General features: G+C 74.6%; 12 protein-coding genes. 8 read left to right on the top strand and 4 right to left on the bottom strand.

The window, feature by feature from the left end; genetic code table 11:
- Window positions 1-25: 25 nt before the first annotated feature.
- Entirely contained in the window at window positions 26-1702 is a 1677-nt protein-coding gene (locus tag IEZ20_RS20565; protein ID WP_189300802.1) for a DNA alkylation response protein, read from the bottom strand.
- A gap of 70 nt (window positions 1703-1772) precedes the next feature.
- Between IEZ20_RS20565 and IEZ20_RS20560 the strand changes: the two genes are divergently transcribed.
- The 3 genes from IEZ20_RS20560 to IEZ20_RS20550 all read left to right on the top strand — a co-directional run bounded on the left by IEZ20_RS20560 (window position 1773) and on the right by IEZ20_RS20550 (window position 4286).
- Window positions 1773-2540: a PaaX family transcriptional regulator C-terminal domain-containing protein gene (locus IEZ20_RS20560; protein WP_189300799.1), complete on the top strand. Its 768-nt coding sequence runs from the start codon at window positions 1773-1775 to the stop codon at window positions 2538-2540.
- Window positions 2541-2811: 271 nt separating this feature from the next.
- Window positions 2812-2967: a PLP-dependent transferase gene (locus IEZ20_RS20555; protein ID WP_229896159.1), complete on the top strand. Its 156-nt coding sequence runs from the start codon at window positions 2812-2814 to the stop codon at window positions 2965-2967.
- Window positions 2964-4286, top strand: a complete 1323-nt coding sequence (locus IEZ20_RS20550; protein ID WP_189300797.1) for a benzoate/H(+) symporter BenE family transporter — start codon at window positions 2964-2966, stop codon at window positions 4284-4286. The genes IEZ20_RS20555 and IEZ20_RS20550 overlap by 4 nt, the downstream gene beginning before the upstream one ends.
- A gap of 51 nt (window positions 4287-4337) precedes the next feature.
- On the opposite strand, the gene IEZ20_RS20545 is transcribed toward IEZ20_RS20550, so the two are convergent.
- The gene (locus IEZ20_RS20545; RefSeq protein ID WP_189300794.1) at window positions 4338-5126 is read right to left on the bottom strand and encodes a pectate lyase; all 789 of its coding nucleotides are present in this window, start codon (window positions 5124-5126) and stop codon (window positions 4338-4340) included.
- Between the two features lie 424 nt (window positions 5127-5550).
- Between IEZ20_RS20545 and IEZ20_RS20540 the strand changes: the two genes are divergently transcribed.
- The 4 genes from IEZ20_RS20540 to IEZ20_RS20525 all read left to right on the top strand — a co-directional run bounded on the left by IEZ20_RS20540 (window position 5551) and on the right by IEZ20_RS20525 (window position 13505).
- Window positions 5551-6864 (top strand): extracellular catalytic domain type 1 short-chain-length polyhydroxyalkanoate depolymerase, encoded by a 1314-nt coding sequence (locus IEZ20_RS20540; RefSeq protein WP_189300792.1) that lies wholly within the window; start codon window positions 5551-5553, stop codon window positions 6862-6864.
- 280 nt (window positions 6865-7144) lie between these two features.
- Window positions 7145-8500: an SGNH/GDSL hydrolase family protein gene (locus IEZ20_RS20535; RefSeq protein WP_229896158.1), complete on the top strand. Its 1356-nt coding sequence runs from the start codon at window positions 7145-7147 to the stop codon at window positions 8498-8500.
- 156 nt (window positions 8501-8656) lie between these two features.
- Window positions 8657-9199, top strand: a complete 543-nt coding sequence (locus IEZ20_RS20530) for a hypothetical protein (protein ID WP_189300790.1) — start codon at window positions 8657-8659, stop codon at window positions 9197-9199.
- A gap of 7 nt (window positions 9200-9206) precedes the next feature.
- Window positions 9207-13505: a cation-translocating P-type ATPase gene (locus IEZ20_RS20525; protein ID WP_189300788.1), complete on the top strand. Its 4299-nt coding sequence runs from the start codon at window positions 9207-9209 to the stop codon at window positions 13503-13505.
- Window positions 13506-13565: 60 nt separating this feature from the next.
- On the opposite strand, the gene IEZ20_RS20520 is transcribed toward IEZ20_RS20525, so the two are convergent.
- Window positions 13566-14645 (bottom strand): NADH:flavin oxidoreductase/NADH oxidase, encoded by a 1080-nt coding sequence (locus IEZ20_RS20520; protein ID WP_229896157.1) that lies wholly within the window; start codon window positions 14643-14645, stop codon window positions 13566-13568.
- A gap of 130 nt (window positions 14646-14775) precedes the next feature.
- Here IEZ20_RS20520 and IEZ20_RS20515 point away from each other — a divergent pair, with 130 nt between their 5' ends.
- Window positions 14776-15132, top strand: coding sequence for an ArsR/SmtB family transcription factor (locus IEZ20_RS20515; protein WP_229896156.1), 357 nt, complete (start codon window positions 14776-14778; stop codon window positions 15130-15132).
- On the opposite strand, the gene IEZ20_RS20510 is transcribed toward IEZ20_RS20515, so the two are convergent.
- Window positions 15049-16440 carry a nucleobase:cation symporter-2 family protein gene (locus IEZ20_RS20510; protein WP_189300782.1) on the bottom strand — a complete coding sequence of 464 codons (1392 nt, stop codon included), beginning with the start codon at window positions 16438-16440 and terminating at the stop codon, window positions 15049-15051. The genes IEZ20_RS20515 and IEZ20_RS20510 overlap by 84 nt on opposite strands.
- Window positions 16441-16506: the final 66 nt, after the last annotated feature.

Below are 16506 nucleotides of genomic sequence, written 5' to 3'. Positions count from 1 at the left end.
TGCGCGCACGCGTGCGTGCAGGGGTTCAGTTCAGGCCGGGCAGGGCGCGCTCCAGGACGGCGTCGAGACCGGTTCCTGCGGGCAGGGTGCCGAACGCGTGGCCCCAGTCCCCGCCCAGCCGGCTCGCGCAGAAGGCGTCCGCGACCGGGTGCGGAGCGTGCCGGACCAGCAGGGAGGCCTGCAGGGCGAGCGCCATCCGCTCCACCAGCCGCCGGGCGCCCGCCTGATCCGTTCCGGCCAATTGGTCCTTGAGCGCCGCCACGGCCGTGTCGAGGCGGGCGTCCGCCCCGCGCGCGAGGGCGAGTTCGGCGAAGAACGCCTCCACGGTGTCCGGTTCGCGGCCGAGGGCACGCAGCACGTCGAGCGCGTTGACGTTCCCGGAGCCCTCCCAGATCGACAGCAGCGGCGCCTCCCGGTAGTGCCGGGGCATGCCGGAGTCCTCGACGTACCCGTTGCCGCCCAGGCACTCCAGGGCCTCGGCGGTGAAGGCCGGCCCCCGCTTGGTGACCCAGTACTTGCCGACGGCGGTGGCGAGGCGCCGGAAGGCCCGCTCCCCGGCGTCGCCGCGCACCGCCCGGTCGGCCGCGCCGGCCAGCCGCAGCGTGAGCGTCGTCGCCGCCTCCGACTCCAGCGCGAGATCGGCCAGGACGTTGCGCATCAGCGGCTGCTCGATCAGCCGGGCCCCGAACGCGCTGCGGTGCCGCGCGTGGTGCCCCGCCTCGACCAGCGTCTTGCGCATCAGCGTCGCCGAGGACATCACGCAGTCCAGCCGGGTGCAGTTGACCATCTCGATGATGGTCTTCACTCCCCGCCCCTCCGGCCCCACCAGCCACGCCACGGTCCGGTCGAACTCCGGCTCCGAGGAGGCGTTGGACCGGTTGCCGAGCTTGTCCTTCAGCCGCTGGATGCGGAACGTGTTGCGGGTGCCGTCCGGCAGGACGCGCGGCACCAGGAAGCACGACAGCCCGCCCGGGGCCTGCGCGAGCACCAGGAAGACGTCGCACATCGGCGCCGACGTGAACCACTTGTGCCCGCGCAGCGTGTACACACCCGCCTCGCCGGTGGGCGTGGCCGTGGTGGTGTTGGTGCGGACGTCGGAGCCGCCCTGCTTCTCGGTCATGCCCATTCCGGCGAGCAGCCCGGGCTTCTCGGTGGGGACGCGCAGCCCGGGGTCGTACTCCCGGCTGGTGAGCAGCGGCTCGTACACCTTGGCGAGATCCGGCTGCGCGCGCAGGGCCGGTACCGCGGCGTACGTCATGGACGTCGGGCACCCGTGTCCCGCCTCCGTGTGCCCCCACACCAGGCCGCCGGCGGTCCGGGCGACGTGCGCGCCCGGCCGGTCGTCGGCCCACGGGGCGCCGGCCAGACCCTCGGCGACCGCGGTCCGCATCAGGTGGTGCCAGCTGGGGTGGAACTCCACCTCGTCGACGCGGTGGCCGTAGCGGTCGTGGGTGCGCAGCACCGGCTCGTACCGGTTCGCCAGCTCGCCCCACTCCTGCGCCTCGGCGCTCCCGGCGCGCGCCCCCAGCCGCCGGATGTCGTCCTCGGCCCACCCGGCGCCCTCCCGGCGCAGCCCCTCCAGCAGGGCCGGGTCGGCGGAGGCGTCGTACGGCGCGAGGGGCGGCGCCTGGTTGGTGACGTCGTGCGTGGCGTACGGCTGCTCGGACGGCGACGGCGGCGACTGCGCGGGAATCGAGACCATACGAGCATGTTGCACTCATCCTGCGGCTGTAGCAATGACGCAACAAGGAGGCGCACGTACAGTCGGGGCCATGCGCGTGAACGTCCCGGCGGAGCCGGAGCAGGAGGAGGACCCGGCCGGTCTGCGGCCGCTGTCCGCCCGGTCGGTCGTACTGAGCCTGCTGCTCGGCGTGCACCCGCCCCAGCTGCCGGTCAGGGACCTGGTCCGGCTCGTGGAGCCCTTCGGCGTCGGCGGCTCCACGCTGCGGGCCGCGCTGAGCCGGATGGTGGCCGCCGGCGACCTGCGGCGCACGGACGCCGTGTACCGGCTCAGCGACCGGCTGCTGGCCCGCCAGCGCCGCCAGGACGAGGCCGTGCACCCTCGCACGCGCGCGTGGGACGGCGACTGGGAGATGGTGGTGGTCACGGCGACCGGCCGCGGCCCCGCCGAACGCGCCGAGCTGCGCGCCCGGCTCACCGCCCTGCGTCTGGCCGAACTCCGCGAGGGCGTCTGGCTGCGCCCGGCCAACCTGGACCGCCCCCTGCCCGCCGGTCTGCGCCAGGTGGCCCTGACATGCACCGCGCGCCCCGACGAGCCCCCGCGTGCCCTTGCCGCCCGGCTGTGGCCGCTGGCCGACTGGGCGGCCGGCGCGCGCTCCCTGCTCGCCCGTGCGGGCCGGGCCGGCCACCCGGCCGACCGGTTCACCGCCTACGCCGCGGCCGTCCGCCACCTGCTCACCGACCCCGTCCTGCCCCCCGAACTGCTGCCCGCCGACTGGCCGGGGGAGGCGCTGCGGGCGGCGTACGCCGGTTATCGGCGGGAACTGGGCGCGGCTCTGGACACGCGGGGAACGGAGTGATCCCGCCACGGACTGCCCACGGACTGCCGCCTTCGCAGGGTGCCGCCGGCGGGCGCGGTGGCCGTGCCGCGACTCCCCTTGACGGCACGTGAGTCGACAGGAGCGTGCTTGCCATGGACGTCGTGTCACGCCAGAACGGATTCATCGCGCCGAGCGACTGGCCGGCACCTCCCCACCCAGCCGAACAGGCCACCGGCTCACGGGACTTCGTGACCGCAACGCTCGGCTCCTGGGACGCCTGGTCGCCCGCCTCCGCACCAGGCCCCCGCCGGTGAGAAGTCTCATCGGACACCGCTGTACCTTCGAGGGGCCGGACAGCACGGCACCGAAGGACATGGTCCGGCTGTCCATCGGCCCGGAGAGCCGGGCCGATCTCGTCGCCGACCTGGAACAGGCCCTGGAACGGGCTGCGAAGGAAGACCGTTGAGCCCCGAGCCCTCCGAGACGGACACCACCCCAGGCGCGGCGCACACCGCCGCGCCGCCCCCCTCCGCCGGTCCCTCGGCACCCGAGCGGTCCGGGGGAGCGGAACCGGCCGCCGGGCCGGCCTCGGCGGACCGGCCCCGGCTGCTGCGCGACGCGTCGCCGTCCGCCGTGCTGGCGGGCCTGGTGGCCGTCGTGGTGTCCTACTCGGGGACGCTGGTCATCGTGCTCGCGGCGGCCTCCGCCGGACACCTCGACGCCGCGCAGACCAGCTCCTGGGTGGGGGCCATCTCCATCGGCAGCGGCCTGACCTGCATCGGGCTGAGCCTGCGCACCCGGATGCCGGTCATCACCGCCTGGTCGACACCGGGAGCGGCGCTCCTGGTCACCAGCCTCGGCGCGTACCCGTACGCGGAGGCCGTCGGCGCGTTCCTCGTCACCGGTGCCGTCCTCACCCTGGTCGGACTGACCGGGGTGTTCGGCCGGCTGATGCGGCAGGTGCCGGCGGCGGTGGTCTCGGCCATGCTCGCGGGCATCCTGTTCAGCTTCGGCGCCCACGTCTTCACCTCGCTGAAGACGGCACCGGTCATCGCCGGATCCGTACTGCTGGCCTACCTCCTGGGCAAGCGTCTGCTGCCCCGGTACGCGGTGCTGATCGCCCTCGCCGCGGGGGTCGTCGGCAGTGCGGCCACCTCCCGGCTGCACGTCCACGTCGACAGGATCGAGCTGGCCCGGCCGGTGCTCACCACCCCGGAGTTCTCCGTCGCCTCGCTCATCGGCATCGCCGTGCCGCTGATCCTGGCCACGCTCGCCTCGCAGAACGCCCCCGGCATGGCGGTGCTCACGGCCTCCGGCTACCAGCCCCGGGACCGGCTGCTCATCGGCAGCACCGGGCTGGTCTCCACCGCGCTCGCTCCCTTCGGCGCGCACGCGATCAACCTGGCGGCGATCACCGCCGCGATCTGCACCGGCCCGGAGTCGCACCCCGATCCGCGGCGGCGCTACGTGGCCGGTGTCTCGTGCGGCGCCTTCTACCTGGTGGTCGGCGCCTTCGGATCGACCCTGGTGGCGTTCTTCGCCGGGCTGCCGAAGGAACTGGTCGCGGCCGTCGCGGGCGTCGCCCTGTTCGGCGCGCTCGCCGGGGGCCTCACCGGCGCGGTGAAGGAGGAGAAGGACCGCGAGGCCGCGCTGGTCACCTTCCTGGCCACCGCGTCCGGCGTCACCCTGTTCGGCATCGGATCCGCCTTCTGGGGGCTGGTGTTCGGCGTCGCCGCGCATCTCGTGCTGTCCGGACAGTGGCGCAGGAGGACCGCCGGGGCGTGACCGTGGGCGGGCCGCCGCCGCGGCCCGCCCACGGTCACCCCCCGCCCGGGCTCACTTGTACGTGATGTCCGAGCTGGAGTACTTGCAGTACGTGCCGTCCGGGCCCGAGCCGTTCGTGCTCGGCTCGGCGCCCGTGTTGTTGCCGATGTACTTCTGGCAGGGAACGATCTTCTTGCTGGTGTCCCCGGCGACGGTGATGTTCCTCAGGGTCGCGCTGTCGCCGTAGTTGGTGTTGATGCCGACGAGCTTGTTGCCCTTGTAGGTCGCCTCGATACCGCTGAGGTTGATCGTCCGCTTGTACTGCGTCTTGCAGTTGCCGCAGGAGCGGGCGAAGGTGCCGAAGTTCTTCACCGCGAAGCCGGAGACGTTCAGCGTGCCGGCGCCGTTGAACTGGAACACCTTGTCGCCGGCCTCCTTCGCCCCGCCGCCGCTGACGGTGTAGACGTTGGACGAGGACGAGCCGAGGAAGGTGGCCGCGTCCTCGCCGACGTCCTCCCACCACACGTTCTGCAGCGTGCAGCTGCCCAGGCAGTGGATGCCGTCCGCGGCGGGGGAGCCGATGACGACGTTCTTCAGGACCGTGCCGGGGGCGAGTTCCAGGATGGGGCCCTGGTCCTCGTCCTGGCTGTCGCTGCCGAGGTCGCCGGTGCCGTACAGCCGCTTCATCCCGTAGTCCTTGGTGCCGGACAGGGAGATGGTGGCGGAGACCGCCTGGCTGCCGCTGGGGGTCGGCCAGGTGGCCGCGCCCGCCGGCGCCCCGGAGGTCATGATCATGCCAAGCGTGAGCCCGAGGGTGGCCAGGCCACCCAGCAGACCACGCGCGGTTGCCGATGAGGTCATGTCCCGAATGCCTTCTTCCGAGTGGGGGTCAGAGAGGGGTCGGAGTCCGTCGACGTCACTGTCCCGGCTTGTGCCGCCGCCGGTCGCCCCCGCGCCGAAGCCGACAGGCGTCGCGTCGGCCGCGCCTGGCATTCCTCTCATGTGCATGCGGGTGCGCCCCTTCTCTGGGGGAGGGGTTTGTGTACGTGAACGCCGTACGCACATATGGAACGCGAGCGGAGGTCGCGTGACCGAAGCGGCCCGCTGTCGCGTCCATCGGTCACGCTGATGAACGGACCGTAGAATGTAAGCGCTTTCTAGTCAACACGTCACGCACGGCTGTTTCCGGCCATGGAGAAGTGGCGTGGGAGCGCTTCCATGGACTGCGTGTCCATGCCACGATGCCGGTGCCCCGCACGAGCCGCGACCCAGAAGGGACAGTGACGTGCCCCCCACACCGCACCGCTCGCCCACCGGCCTCCGCAAGACACTTGCCACCCTCCTCGGTGCCCTGCTGCCGCTCCTCGCGGCACTCACCCTCGCCGCGCCCCCCGCCTCCGCCCGGGCCCAGGCCGTCCCCACGGCCACCCTCACCGAGGTCACCGGCTTCGGCACCAACCCCAGCAACCTGCGGATGTACGTCTACGTACCGGACAACCTCCCCGCACACCCGGCGGTCGTGGTGGCCGTGCACTGGTGCGGCGGCTCCGGCTCCGCGATGTACTCCGGCACCGAATGGGCCCAGCTCGCCGACCAGCACGGGTTCGTCGTCGTGTACCCGTCGGTGACCCGCGCCAGCAAGTGCTTCGACGTCTCCTCCCCCCAGGCACTGCGCCGCGACGGCGGCAGCGATCCGGTCGGCATCCGCTCCATGGTCGACTGGGCGACCCGCACCTACGCCGCCGACACCGGCCGGATCTTCGTCACCGGCCTCTCCTCCGGCGCGATGATGACCAACGTCCTGCTCGGCGACTACCCCGACGTGTTCGCCGCGGGCGCCGCCTTCGCCGGGGTCCCCTTCGGCTGCTTCGCCACCACCGACGGCTCCGAGTGGAACAGCGCGTGCTCCGGCGGCACCGTGACCCACACCCCGCAGCAGTGGGGCGACCTGGTGCGTGCCGCCTACCCCGGCTACACCGGTCCGCGCCCGCGGATGCAGCTGTGGCACGGCACCGAGGACCAAACCCTGCGCTATCCCAACTTCGGGGAGGAGATCAAGCAGTGGACGAACGTGCTGGGTGTGAGCCAGACCCCCGCCGCCACCGACACCCCGGCCTCCGGCTGGACCCGCACGCGCTACGGCGCCACCGGTGACCGGGCGCCCGTCGAGGCGATCAGCCTCCAGGGCGTCGGCCACGACTTCTACAGCCGGGTCATGGACTCCCGGGCGCTCACGTTCTTCGGCCTCGACGCCGGCGGCAGCACACCCCAGCCGCCCGCCGGTGCCTGCAAGGTGACGGCCGGCGCCAGCACCTGGAGCACCGGTCTGACCGCCTCCCTGACCCTCACCAACACCGGTACGACCACGCTGAACGGCTGGCAGCTCGGCTTCACCCTGCCGGCCGGCCAGACCATCACCAACGGCTGGAACGCCACCTACAGCCCCCGCTCCGGCGCGGTGACGGCGACCAACGCCGCGTACAACGCCACCCTCGCCCCCGGCGCGAGCGTGACCCTCGGCTACCAGGCCACGCACACCGGCAACAGCGCGACACCGAGCGCGTACAGCCTCAACGGCACGGCCTGCACGGCCGGCTGACGAGAACCGCGCGCCGGACCGGTCGGGTGGTGCGGGGGCGTCCGGGCGGGCCGCCTCGGTCGCTCCGGCGCGGGCTCGGCCGGCCCGCCCGACCGGGCAGGCGCACCCGGCCGGGCCGGTCCTCCGGGCACGCCCGCACGCCCCCGCAGCCCTCGCCTCTCCTCCTCGGCCCCCTACACCGGTCGCCCTACACCGTTCGCCTCCCCCCGGCCCCCCGCGCCCCTGGTCCCCGGCCCCCGCACCACCGCCCCTGGTCCCCCCGCACCCCCGAGAGGTCTCCGTGAAGCCGCCCCGCAGAACGCCGTTCGCCACCCTGCTCGGCACCGTCGTCCTCGTCCTCGCCCTCGCCGTGTCGGCCTCCGCGCTCACCGCGCTGGTCACCAGGCCGGCTCCGGCAGGGCCGGCTCCAGCCGGGCCGGCTTCGGGTGGTGCCGCGGACGGGGCCGGACGGCACTGGGTGAACACCTGGACCGGTATGCCCCAGCTGACCGAGCCCGCCAACCTGCCGCCCGCGCCGTACACCGGGGAGAAGTCGGTGCTCGTGGACACCACCCTGCGGCAGACGGTGCGCGTCACCGCCGCCGGTACCCGGATCCGGCTGCGCTTCTCCAACGCGTACGGCGACACCCCGCTGCCGCTCACCGCCGTCACCGTGGCCCTGCCCCGCGGCGGGAGGGCCGGTGTCAGCGCGGTCGAGCCGGGGAGCCTGCGCCGGGTCACCTTCGCGGGCCGGGACTCCGTCACCGTCCCGGTCGGCGCGCAGATGGTCTCCGACCCGCTGGACTTCGAGCTGCGCGCGGGATCCGAGCTGACCGTGACGGCGTACACCGCACGCGGCCAGGCCTCGCTCGCGCTCACCTCCCACCCCGGCTCGCGCACCACGTCGTACCTCGTCCACGGCGACCACACGCGCGACGCGGACCTGGCGGGCGCGACCGCCGTCGACCACTGGTACCTGCTCAGCGACGTCGAGGTGCTGGCACCCGGCCGCACCCGGGCGGTGGCCCTCGTCGGCGACTCCCTCACCGACGGACGCGGCTCCACCACCAACGGCAACGACCGCTGGCCCGACCAGTTCTACGACCGCCTCCACAGCAACCCGGCCACGGCGGACCTCGCCGTCCTCAACCAGGCGGCCGGCGGCAACCGCGTCCTCAACGACGGACTCGGCCCCAACGTGCTCGCCCGCCTCGACCGGGACGTCCTCTCCCGCAGCGGAGTGGCCTGGCTGATCCTCTTCGAGGGCGTCAACGACATCGGTACCGCGGACGCCACCCCCGAGGCGCAGCGGGCGGCGGCCGACGACCTGATCGCCGGGTACCGGCAGATCGTCGTCCGCGCCCACGCCCAGGGCATCCGGGTCTACGGCGCGACCATCACCCCGTTCGGCGGCAACACCCCGTACGACGACCCGGCGGGTGAACGGGAGGCCGCCCGGCAGCGCGTCAACGCCTGGATCCGCACCCCCGGCCACTTCGACGCGGTGATCGACTTCGACCGGGCGGTACGGGACCCCGAGGCCCCCGACCGGCTGCTGCCCGCCCTGCACGTCGGGGACTGGCTGCACCTCAATCCCGCGGGGTACCGGGTCCTCGCCGCGGCCGTGCCCGAGGGGTTGTTCCGGCACGCGTCGTGATCCGTCCGGTCACACGTCCGGCAGGGGCGGGTGGCGTCGGAGGGATCCGTGGCGTTCCCTGGGAAGAGGTGGCCTTCCCCGGGGAAAAAGGGGATGACCAGCACGGTCGCGGGCACTCGGTGGGGCACGCAAGACGGATCTCATCCGAGGAGAGTCATGGCTGAGCAGAAGTCGTCGTCGGCCCTCACGGCGCCCCTGCGCGGCGCGGCCTCGGTACTGCGCAGGGTGCCCGGCGCCGGAACGGTGAGCAGGGCCGCGGAGGGAACACTGGACAAGGTCGGCGCGGTCTCGCCGCGCGGGCGGCGCATGGCGGTGTACGCGGGGGCCGGTCTGCTCGGTGCCGCGGGCGTGGTGGAGTGGCCCGTCGCCGTCACCGGCGCCGCGGTGGCCTGGCTCACCCAGCCCCGCCCCGGCCGGCCCGCGGTCGCGGCGGACGCGGGCGCGGCACAGCCCGAACCCGCGCACGACCTCGGCACCGCGGCCCTCAGGTCCGGCGCCGGCGGTTCCGCCGGGACTCCGGCGGAAGGCCGGGCCCCGGGCCGTACCGCGACTCCCGGACCGGCCGAGGAGTCCGGCCGGCCCGGTCACACGGAGGCGGCAGGTCCCCCCGAGGCGTCCCCCGGCGCCCGGGCGTCGGCCGGCAGGACGTCCTCCGGTCCCCTCGGGCCGACCGCGCGGCCCGACCGCACCACGCTCTGAGGAGGTCATGGTGCTCGGTGTGCTGACGGCTCCGCGTGCCGCCGCCCGGCTGCTGCCCGCGGCACCCCGCCTGCTCGCGCGGGCGGCGGCACCGGCGGTCGGACTGGCCGCCGGTGCCGCCGCCGGAACGGCGCGGGCCGGTGTGCGCGGCGCGGACACCGTCGCCCGGGTGGCGCGGGTGGCCCGCAACGCGCTGCCCGGCGCTGGAGACCACTGGCGGTCCGGTGCCCGCGCCCACCTGGCGGTGCGGCCCCTGGACCAGGAGCAGGCGCTGCACGCCGGTGGCACGGCTCATCTGGCGCGTCGGCTGGCCGAGTCCCTGGCGGAGCACCCCGACGTGCTCGTCGCCTACTGGGACCAGGGCCTCGCCCGCCTGGTGGTGACCGCGACCGGTGAGGAGGCCGCCGACCGGGTCGTGGAGCACGCGTCCGCCCTCGCCGAGCGGCACGGCCTCGTCCTGGCGGCCGGAGACGTGGAGGAGACCACGCATCCGGCCGACCCGGCCGGGGTGCGGGCCGCGGCGGCCACGCTCGCCGCCGACGGCGTCGGCATCGCCGTGGCCCTCTCCGCGTACGCGCTGCGGCTGCCGCCCTCGCCGCGGATGGTGACCGCGGTCGTGACCCTGCTGCGGGAGAACCCGCGCTTCCGTGCCTGGCTGCGCGCCCGGATCGGCGACGCCCCGATGGACCTGGTGCTGGCCTGCGCCAACGCGGCCGTGCACGGCGCCGGCCAGACCCCCACCTCCCTGGTGCTCGACGGCGCCCTGCGGACCTGTCAGGTGGTCGAGACGGTGGCCCGCTCGGCCGCCTTCGACACGGTGCACGACCGGCTGATCGGCCCCGACCGGGTCAGCCTCGGCGCGAGCGCGGACGACCCGCCGCGCCCGCCGCTGCGCGTCTCCCCGGCCCAGGAGTACGCGGCCCACGCCTCCGCCGGGAGCCTGCTGGGCGCGGCGGCCACCCTGCTGGTCAAGCACGACGCCGCCGAGGCCGCGGAGGCGGTGCTGGCCGGCTCCCCGAAGGCCGCCCGCTACGGCCCCGCCGCCTTCCACGCCCTGCTCAGTGCCGCCCTGGCCCGCACCGGCGTCCTGGTCCGCGACCCGGAGCGGCTGCGTCAGCTGGAGATGGCCGGCACGGTCGTGCTGCACCCGAGCGCCCTGCGCACCGAGGACGGCGAGCCCGACCCGTGGGCCGAGCCGGTGCTGGACGCGGCCCGCCGGGCCGGACTCCGGGTCGTGCTCGTGGACGATCCGGCGCTGGAGGACTTCACCGGCCTCGCCGACCAGGTCGTCGACGCCCGACGGCCGCTGGACGACGTGGTGTACGAGGCGCGCGGCGACGAGGGAGCCGTGCTCGCGGTCGCCCGGGTCGGGTCGGCCGACGAACACGACGTGCTGGGCGCGCTGCGTGCCGCCGACATCGCCCTCGCCCTGACCGACCGGGGCGGGGCGGTGGTGTGGGGCGCGGACATCCTCGCCCTGCACGGACTGCCCGACGTGTGGCGGGTGCTGACCGCGGTGCCGGCCGCCCGCCGGGTCGGCCACCGGGCCCAGACCCTGGCCCGCTCCGGAGCCGCGCTGTCCGGGCTGCTCGTCGCCATCGGCGAGTCCGGCGGCGGAGGCGGCCGCCGGTCCGTGCTGCCGGGGCTGCGACACGCGCCCGTCGACGCGGGCGCCGCGGCGGCGCTGCTGTCCGGGGCGCGGGCGGCGCTCGGGGTGGCGACGGCCCGTGCCCCGCACCCGCGCCCCCGGGTGCACTGGCACGAGCTGGACCCGGAGCAGGCCCAGGACCGGCTGGCACACCAACCGGTCGCCGAGCCCGGCGCGTTCGACACGCTGACCACGCGGCTGCGCAAGACGGCCGAGGGGGTCACCGGGCATCCGGCCGCCGCGCCGGTCCGCTGGTCCTACCGGCTCGGCCGGGCCGTCCGCGGGGAACTCCAGGACCCGCTCACCCCGGTCCTGGCCGTGGGTTCCGCCGCGTCGGCGATCCTCGGCTCCGTCGTGGACGCGCTGCTCGTCGTCGGCGCCCTCGACCTGAACGCCCTGGTCGGCGGTGTCCAGCGGCTGCGGGCCGAGCGGGCGCTGTCCGGTCTGGTCGCCGAGCAGAAGCAGAAGGCGCGCGTGGTACCGCCGGAGACCGAGGCCCCCGCCGGAGGCACCCGCACGGTGGAGGCGGGCCGGCTCCGGCCGGGCGACGTGATCCAGCTCAAGGGGGACGACGTGGTGCCCGCCGACGCCCGGCTGCTGTGGCAGGAGGGGCTGGAGGTGGACGAGTCCGCCCTGACCGGTGAGTCGCTGCCGGTGGAGAAGCAGACGGATCCCACCCCGCACGCCGCCGTCGCCGACCGGCGCTGCATGGTCTTCGAGGGGACGACCGTGGTGGCGGGGGAGGCGCGGGCCGTCGTCGTCGACATCGGGGAGAGCACCGAGGCCGCCCGCGCGGTGCACCTCGCCGCCCGCACGCCCCCGGCCGCCGGTGTCCAGGCCAGGCTCCAGGAACTCACCCGCAAGGCACTGCCGCTGACCCTCGCGGGCGGTGCCGCCGTCACCGGTCTCGCGCTGCTGCGCGGCACCCCGATCCGCGAGGCGGTCAGCGGCGGGGTCGCGGTGGCCGTGGCGGCCGTACCGGAAGGGCTGCCGCTGGTGGCGACGGTGGCGCAGCTGGCGGCCGCCCGGCGGCTGAGCCGGGGCGGTGTCCTGGTCCGCACCCCGCGCACGCTGGAGGCGCTGGGCCGCATGGACACCATCTGCTTCGACAAGACCGGCACGCTCACCGAGAACCGGCTGCGGCTGGTGCGCACCTCCGACGTCGAGGGCACGGTCCGCCCGGTGGACGACGCCGGTTCCGTGGAGACCGTCCGCGCCGCCGCGCGGGCCTGCCCGCGGCTGAACGGCGGCTCCGACCGGCCGGTGCACGCCACCGACGAGGCCGTCCTGGCCGCGGCGCCGCCCGACCCGGACTGGACCCAGCTCGCCGACCTGCCGTTCGAGGCCGCGCGCGGGTACGCCGCCGCCGTCGGCCGGGTCGGGGACGGCCCGCCCGTGCTGGTGGTCAAGGGCGCTCCGGAAACCGTCCTTCCGGGCTGCTCCGGTCTGCCGGAGCATGCCTCCGAGTCCGCGCACGCGCTGGCCGGGGCCGGGCTGCGGGTGCTGGCGGTCGCCGAACGCCGGCTCGGCCCGGGCGAGCAGGAGGAGGACGTCCTCGAACAGCCGCTCAGGGACCTGGAGTTCACCGGTCTGCTGGCGCTGTCCGACGTACCGCGGGAGACCTCCACGGCCCTGGTGCACGGGTTGAACGGGGCGGGCGTACGCCCCGTCATGCTCACCGGCGACCATCCGCAGACCGCGCGGGCCATCGCCGCCGACCTGGGCTGGCCCGAGGACACCGTGGTGGTCACCGGCGACGAGCTGGCCGCGGCCGACCGCGCGACGCGGGCCCGGATGCTGCGCGACGCGGGAGTGGTGGCCCGCGTGGCGCCCGAGCAGAAGCTCCAGGTCGTGGAGGCGCTGCGGGACGCGGGCCGGGTGGTCGGCATGGTCGGCGACGGTGCCAACGACGCCGCGGCCATCCGTGCCGCCGACATCGGCGTCGGGATCAACGCGCGGGGTTCGGCCGCCGCGCGCAACGCCGCGGACATCGTGCTGACCGACGACGACCTGACGGTGCTGATCGACGCGGTCGGCGAGGGCCGCGCGCTGTGGCACAGCGTGGCGGACGCGATCGCCATCCTGATCGGCGGCAACGCGGGCGAGGTCGGGTTCGGCATCCTCGGCACCCTGCTGTCCGGGCGGGCGCCGCTGTCCACCCGGCAGATGCTCATGGTGAACCTCTTCACCGACCTGTTCCCGTCGATGGCGGTGGCGGTGACGGAGAAGGAGGACGAGGCGGACCTGGAGCACGTGGAGGAGGCGGCCGGGGTGCTGGGCGACCCGCTGCTGCGGCAGATCCGGCACCGGGCCCTGACCACCTGCCTGGGCGCGGTCACGGCCTGGCTGATCGGCCGCTTCACCCCGGGTACCGCCCGCCGCTCCAGCACCATGGCGCTGTGCGGGGTGGTCGGCACCCAGCTGGTGCAGACCCTGCTGGACCGGCGCGACAGCCGTCTGGTGCAGGTCACCTCGCTGGGCTCCGCGCTGGCCCTGGTGGCCGTGGTCCAGACCCCGGGCGTCAGCCACGCGGTCGGCTGCACCCCGCTCGGCCCGGTCGCCTGGGCCGGGGTGGTGGCCGCGATCGCCCTGGCCCTGGCGGGGCAGCGCACCCTGCCCCGCCTGGAGCGCACGGTCGTACGGCTGCTGCCGGACTGACCACCCGCCGCCCGCCGCCCGTCCCTCGCCCGGAGCGGGCCGGCAGCGGCGGGTGCGGGCTCAGACCGAGCGGTGGTACTGGTCCGGCACCCGGATCTCCGCGCCCAGTTCACGGGCGGCGTGCCGGGCCCAGGAGGGGTTGCGCAGCAGCTCGCGGCCGAGGAGGACCACGTCGGCCTCGCCGTTCGCCAGGACCTTCTCGGCCTGTCCGGTCTCGGTGATCAGGCCCACGGCGCCGACGGGCATCGGGGTGGAGGTCTTCACCCGGGTGGCGAAGGGGACCTGGTAACCCGGCCCGGTCGGGATGGTGACGCCGGAGGCGTTGCCGCCGGTGGAGACGTCGAGCAGGTCGATGCCGTGGGCGTGCAGGTCACCGGCGAAACGGACCGTGTCCTCGGTGGTCCAGCCGTCGTCCTGGAGCCAGTCGGTCGCGGAGATGCGGAAGAACACCGGCTTGTCCGCGGGCCACACCTCCCGTACGGCGTCCACGACCTCCAGGGCGAACCGGGTGCGGTTCTCGTACGAGCCGCCGTAGGCGTCGGTGCGGTGGTTGGAGTGCGGGGAGAGGAACTCGTTGATCAGGTAGCCGTGGGCGCCGTGGATCTCGACGGCCTCGAAGCCCGCGGCGAGCGCCCGGCGCGCGGCGGCGGCGAACCGCTCGACGATCCCGCCGATCTCCTCGACGGTCAGCTCGGTCGGCACCGGGTGGCGCTCGTCGAACGGCACCGCGCTCGGGGCGAGCGGCTGCCAGCCGCGCGCCTGCGGGCCGAGCGGCGCGCCACCCTTCCACGGCTGGTCGGTGGAGGCCTTGCGTCCGGCGTGGGCGAGCTGGACCGCCGGCACGGTGCCGTGCGCGGCGAGGAAGCGGGTGATCCGGCGGAACGCCTCCACCTGGGTGTCGTTCCACAGCCCGAGGTCGTACGGCGAGATCCGGCCCTCGGGCGAGACCGCGGTGGCCTCCACCACGATCAGGCCGGTGCCGCCGGTGGCCCGCGCCGCGTAGTGCGCGAAGTGCCAGTCGTGCGGGGCGCCGGCGAGCGGGCCCTCCGGTTCGGCCGAGTACTGGCACATCGGGGCCATCCACACCCGGTTCGGGATGGTCACTTCGCGCAGGGTGATGGGCTCGAAGAGGGCACTCACGACGGACTCCATTCGTCACGGACCGCTGACAGGCTCGTACGATACCCCTCGTACTACGAGGAGTGTCAAACTACGACGCTCCTCGTACAATGAGGGGACCGAGAGATCCCGTGACGAGGGGGCACCCGCCGTGACCGACACCGCCACCACCGGCCGCGCGCTGCCGCACCCGGAGCGGGAGCAGATCCGGCTGGAGTCCGTGCTGCACGCGCTCTCCGACCCGATGCGACTGCAGATCGTCTGCGAACTCGCCGCCAAGGAAGTGGAGTTGTCCTGTTCGCAGTTCGACCTGCCGGTGACCAAGTCCACCTCCACGCACCACTTCCGGGTGCTGCGGGAGAGCGGGGTCATCCGGCAGGTCTACCGGGGCACGGCCAAGATGAACGGCCTGCGCCGGGACGACCTAGAGGGCCTCTTCCCGGGGCTGCTCGACAGCCTTCTCGCCGCCGCCGACCGGCAGGCCGCCCGCATCGGCGACGGCCGCTGAACCCCGCCTCGCCCGCAGGTGGTTGAAGAGCAGGTTCAGCGCGATCGCGGAGAGGCAGCCCGCGCTGATACCGCTGTTCATCACCGTCTGGAACCAGTCCGGGAACTTCTCGTACACCGTCGGCACACCCACCGGCAGCATGCCGACCGCCACCGAGACGGCCACCACGGTCAGGTTGTCGTTCCCCCGGAAGTCGACCCGGGCCAGCGTCCGCAGCCCGCTCGCCGCGACCGTCCCGAACATCACCAGGCCGGCCCCGCCGAGCACCGGCGCCGGGACCGCCGCGACCACCGCGCCCAGCTTGGGCAGCAGGCCGAGCAGCACCAGGATCCCGCCGGCCGCGGCCACCACCCAGCGGCTGCGCACCCGGGTCATCCCGACCAGACCCACGTTCTGCGCGTACGCCGTGTACGGGAAGGTGTTGAACACCCCGCCCAGCACGGTCGACAGGCCGTCGGCGCGCAGCCCGTCGGAGAGGGAGCGCGGCTCGACCTTCCGCCCGGTCAGCTCGCCGACGGCGATCAGGTCACCGGTCGTCTCGGTCATGGTCACCAGGGCCACCACCAGCATCGACACGATCGCCGAGCCCCGGAACTCGGGCGCCCCGAAGTGGAACGGCGTGCTGACGCCCACCCAGTCGGCGTCCCCGACCCCGCTGAAGTCGGTGAACCCGAACGGCACGGCGACCGCCAGCCCGACCGCGATCCCGATGAGCACGGAGACCCGGGAGAGGGAGGCGGGCGCGAACCGCTGCACGCCGAGCACCACCGCCAGCACGAACCCCGCCAGCGCCAGGTTCCCCGGCGCGCCGAAGTCCTCCGCCCCGGCTCCGCCCGCCGCCCAGTTGCCCGCGACCGGCAGCAGTGAGACACCGATGACCAGGATCACCGTGCCGGTCACCAGTGGCGGGAAGAAGCGCAGCAGCCTGCCGAAGACCGGCGCGAGCAGCATGATCGCCAGTCCCGCGACGATCACCGAGCCGTAGATCGCGGGCAGTCCGCCCTCCGTCGTCCCGATGAGCACCATCGGCGACACGGCCGCGAACGTGCACCCCTGCATGATCGGCAGCCGCACCCCGAACCGCCAGAAGCCCACACACTGGATCAGCGTGGCGATGCCGCACACCAGCAGGTCCGCGGTGATCAGGTACGCCAGGTCGGCGGGCGGCAGCTTCATCGCACCGCCCACCACGAGCGGCACCGCGACGGCACCCGCGTACATCGCGAGCACGTGCTGGAGCCCGAAGGCGGCCAGCCGGCGTACCGGGGGTATCTCGTCGACGGGGTGCACGTCTGCGGTCGTGGCCATGGGAACTCCATCAGCGGCTGGTGGGGAGTGGCATCCGAACAGGACGAGACCGTAAGCCGCTTGAAC

Origin of the sequence: Streptomyces cinerochromogenes, from assembly GCF_014648635.1 — a bacterium.
GTDB lineage: Bacteria > Actinomycetota > Actinomycetes > Streptomycetales > Streptomycetaceae > Streptomyces > Streptomyces cinerochromogenes.
Note: the sequence above shows the minus strand (reverse complement) of the source record. Positions and strands in the feature narration are given on the sequence as shown.

Coding starts and splice junctions, on each gene's coding strand:
- IEZ20_RS20565 (WP_189300802.1), bottom strand. CDS start 1,702: ATGGTCTCGATTCCCGCGCAGTCGCCGCCGTCGCCGTCCGAGCAGCCG.
- IEZ20_RS20560 (WP_189300799.1), top strand. CDS start 1,773: ATGCGCGTGAACGTCCCGGCGGAGCCGGAGCAGGAGGAGGACCCGGCC.
- IEZ20_RS20545 (WP_189300794.1), bottom strand. CDS start 5,126: ATGACCTCATCGGCAACCGCGCGTGGTCTGCTGGGTGGCCTGGCCACC.
- IEZ20_RS20530 (WP_189300790.1), top strand. CDS start 8,657: ATGGCTGAGCAGAAGTCGTCGTCGGCCCTCACGGCGCCCCTGCGCGGC.
- IEZ20_RS20525 (WP_189300788.1), top strand. CDS start 9,207: ATGGTGCTCGGTGTGCTGACGGCTCCGCGTGCCGCCGCCCGGCTGCTG.
- IEZ20_RS20510 (WP_189300782.1), bottom strand. CDS start 16,440: ATGGCCACGACCGCAGACGTGCACCCCGTCGACGAGATACCCCCGGTA.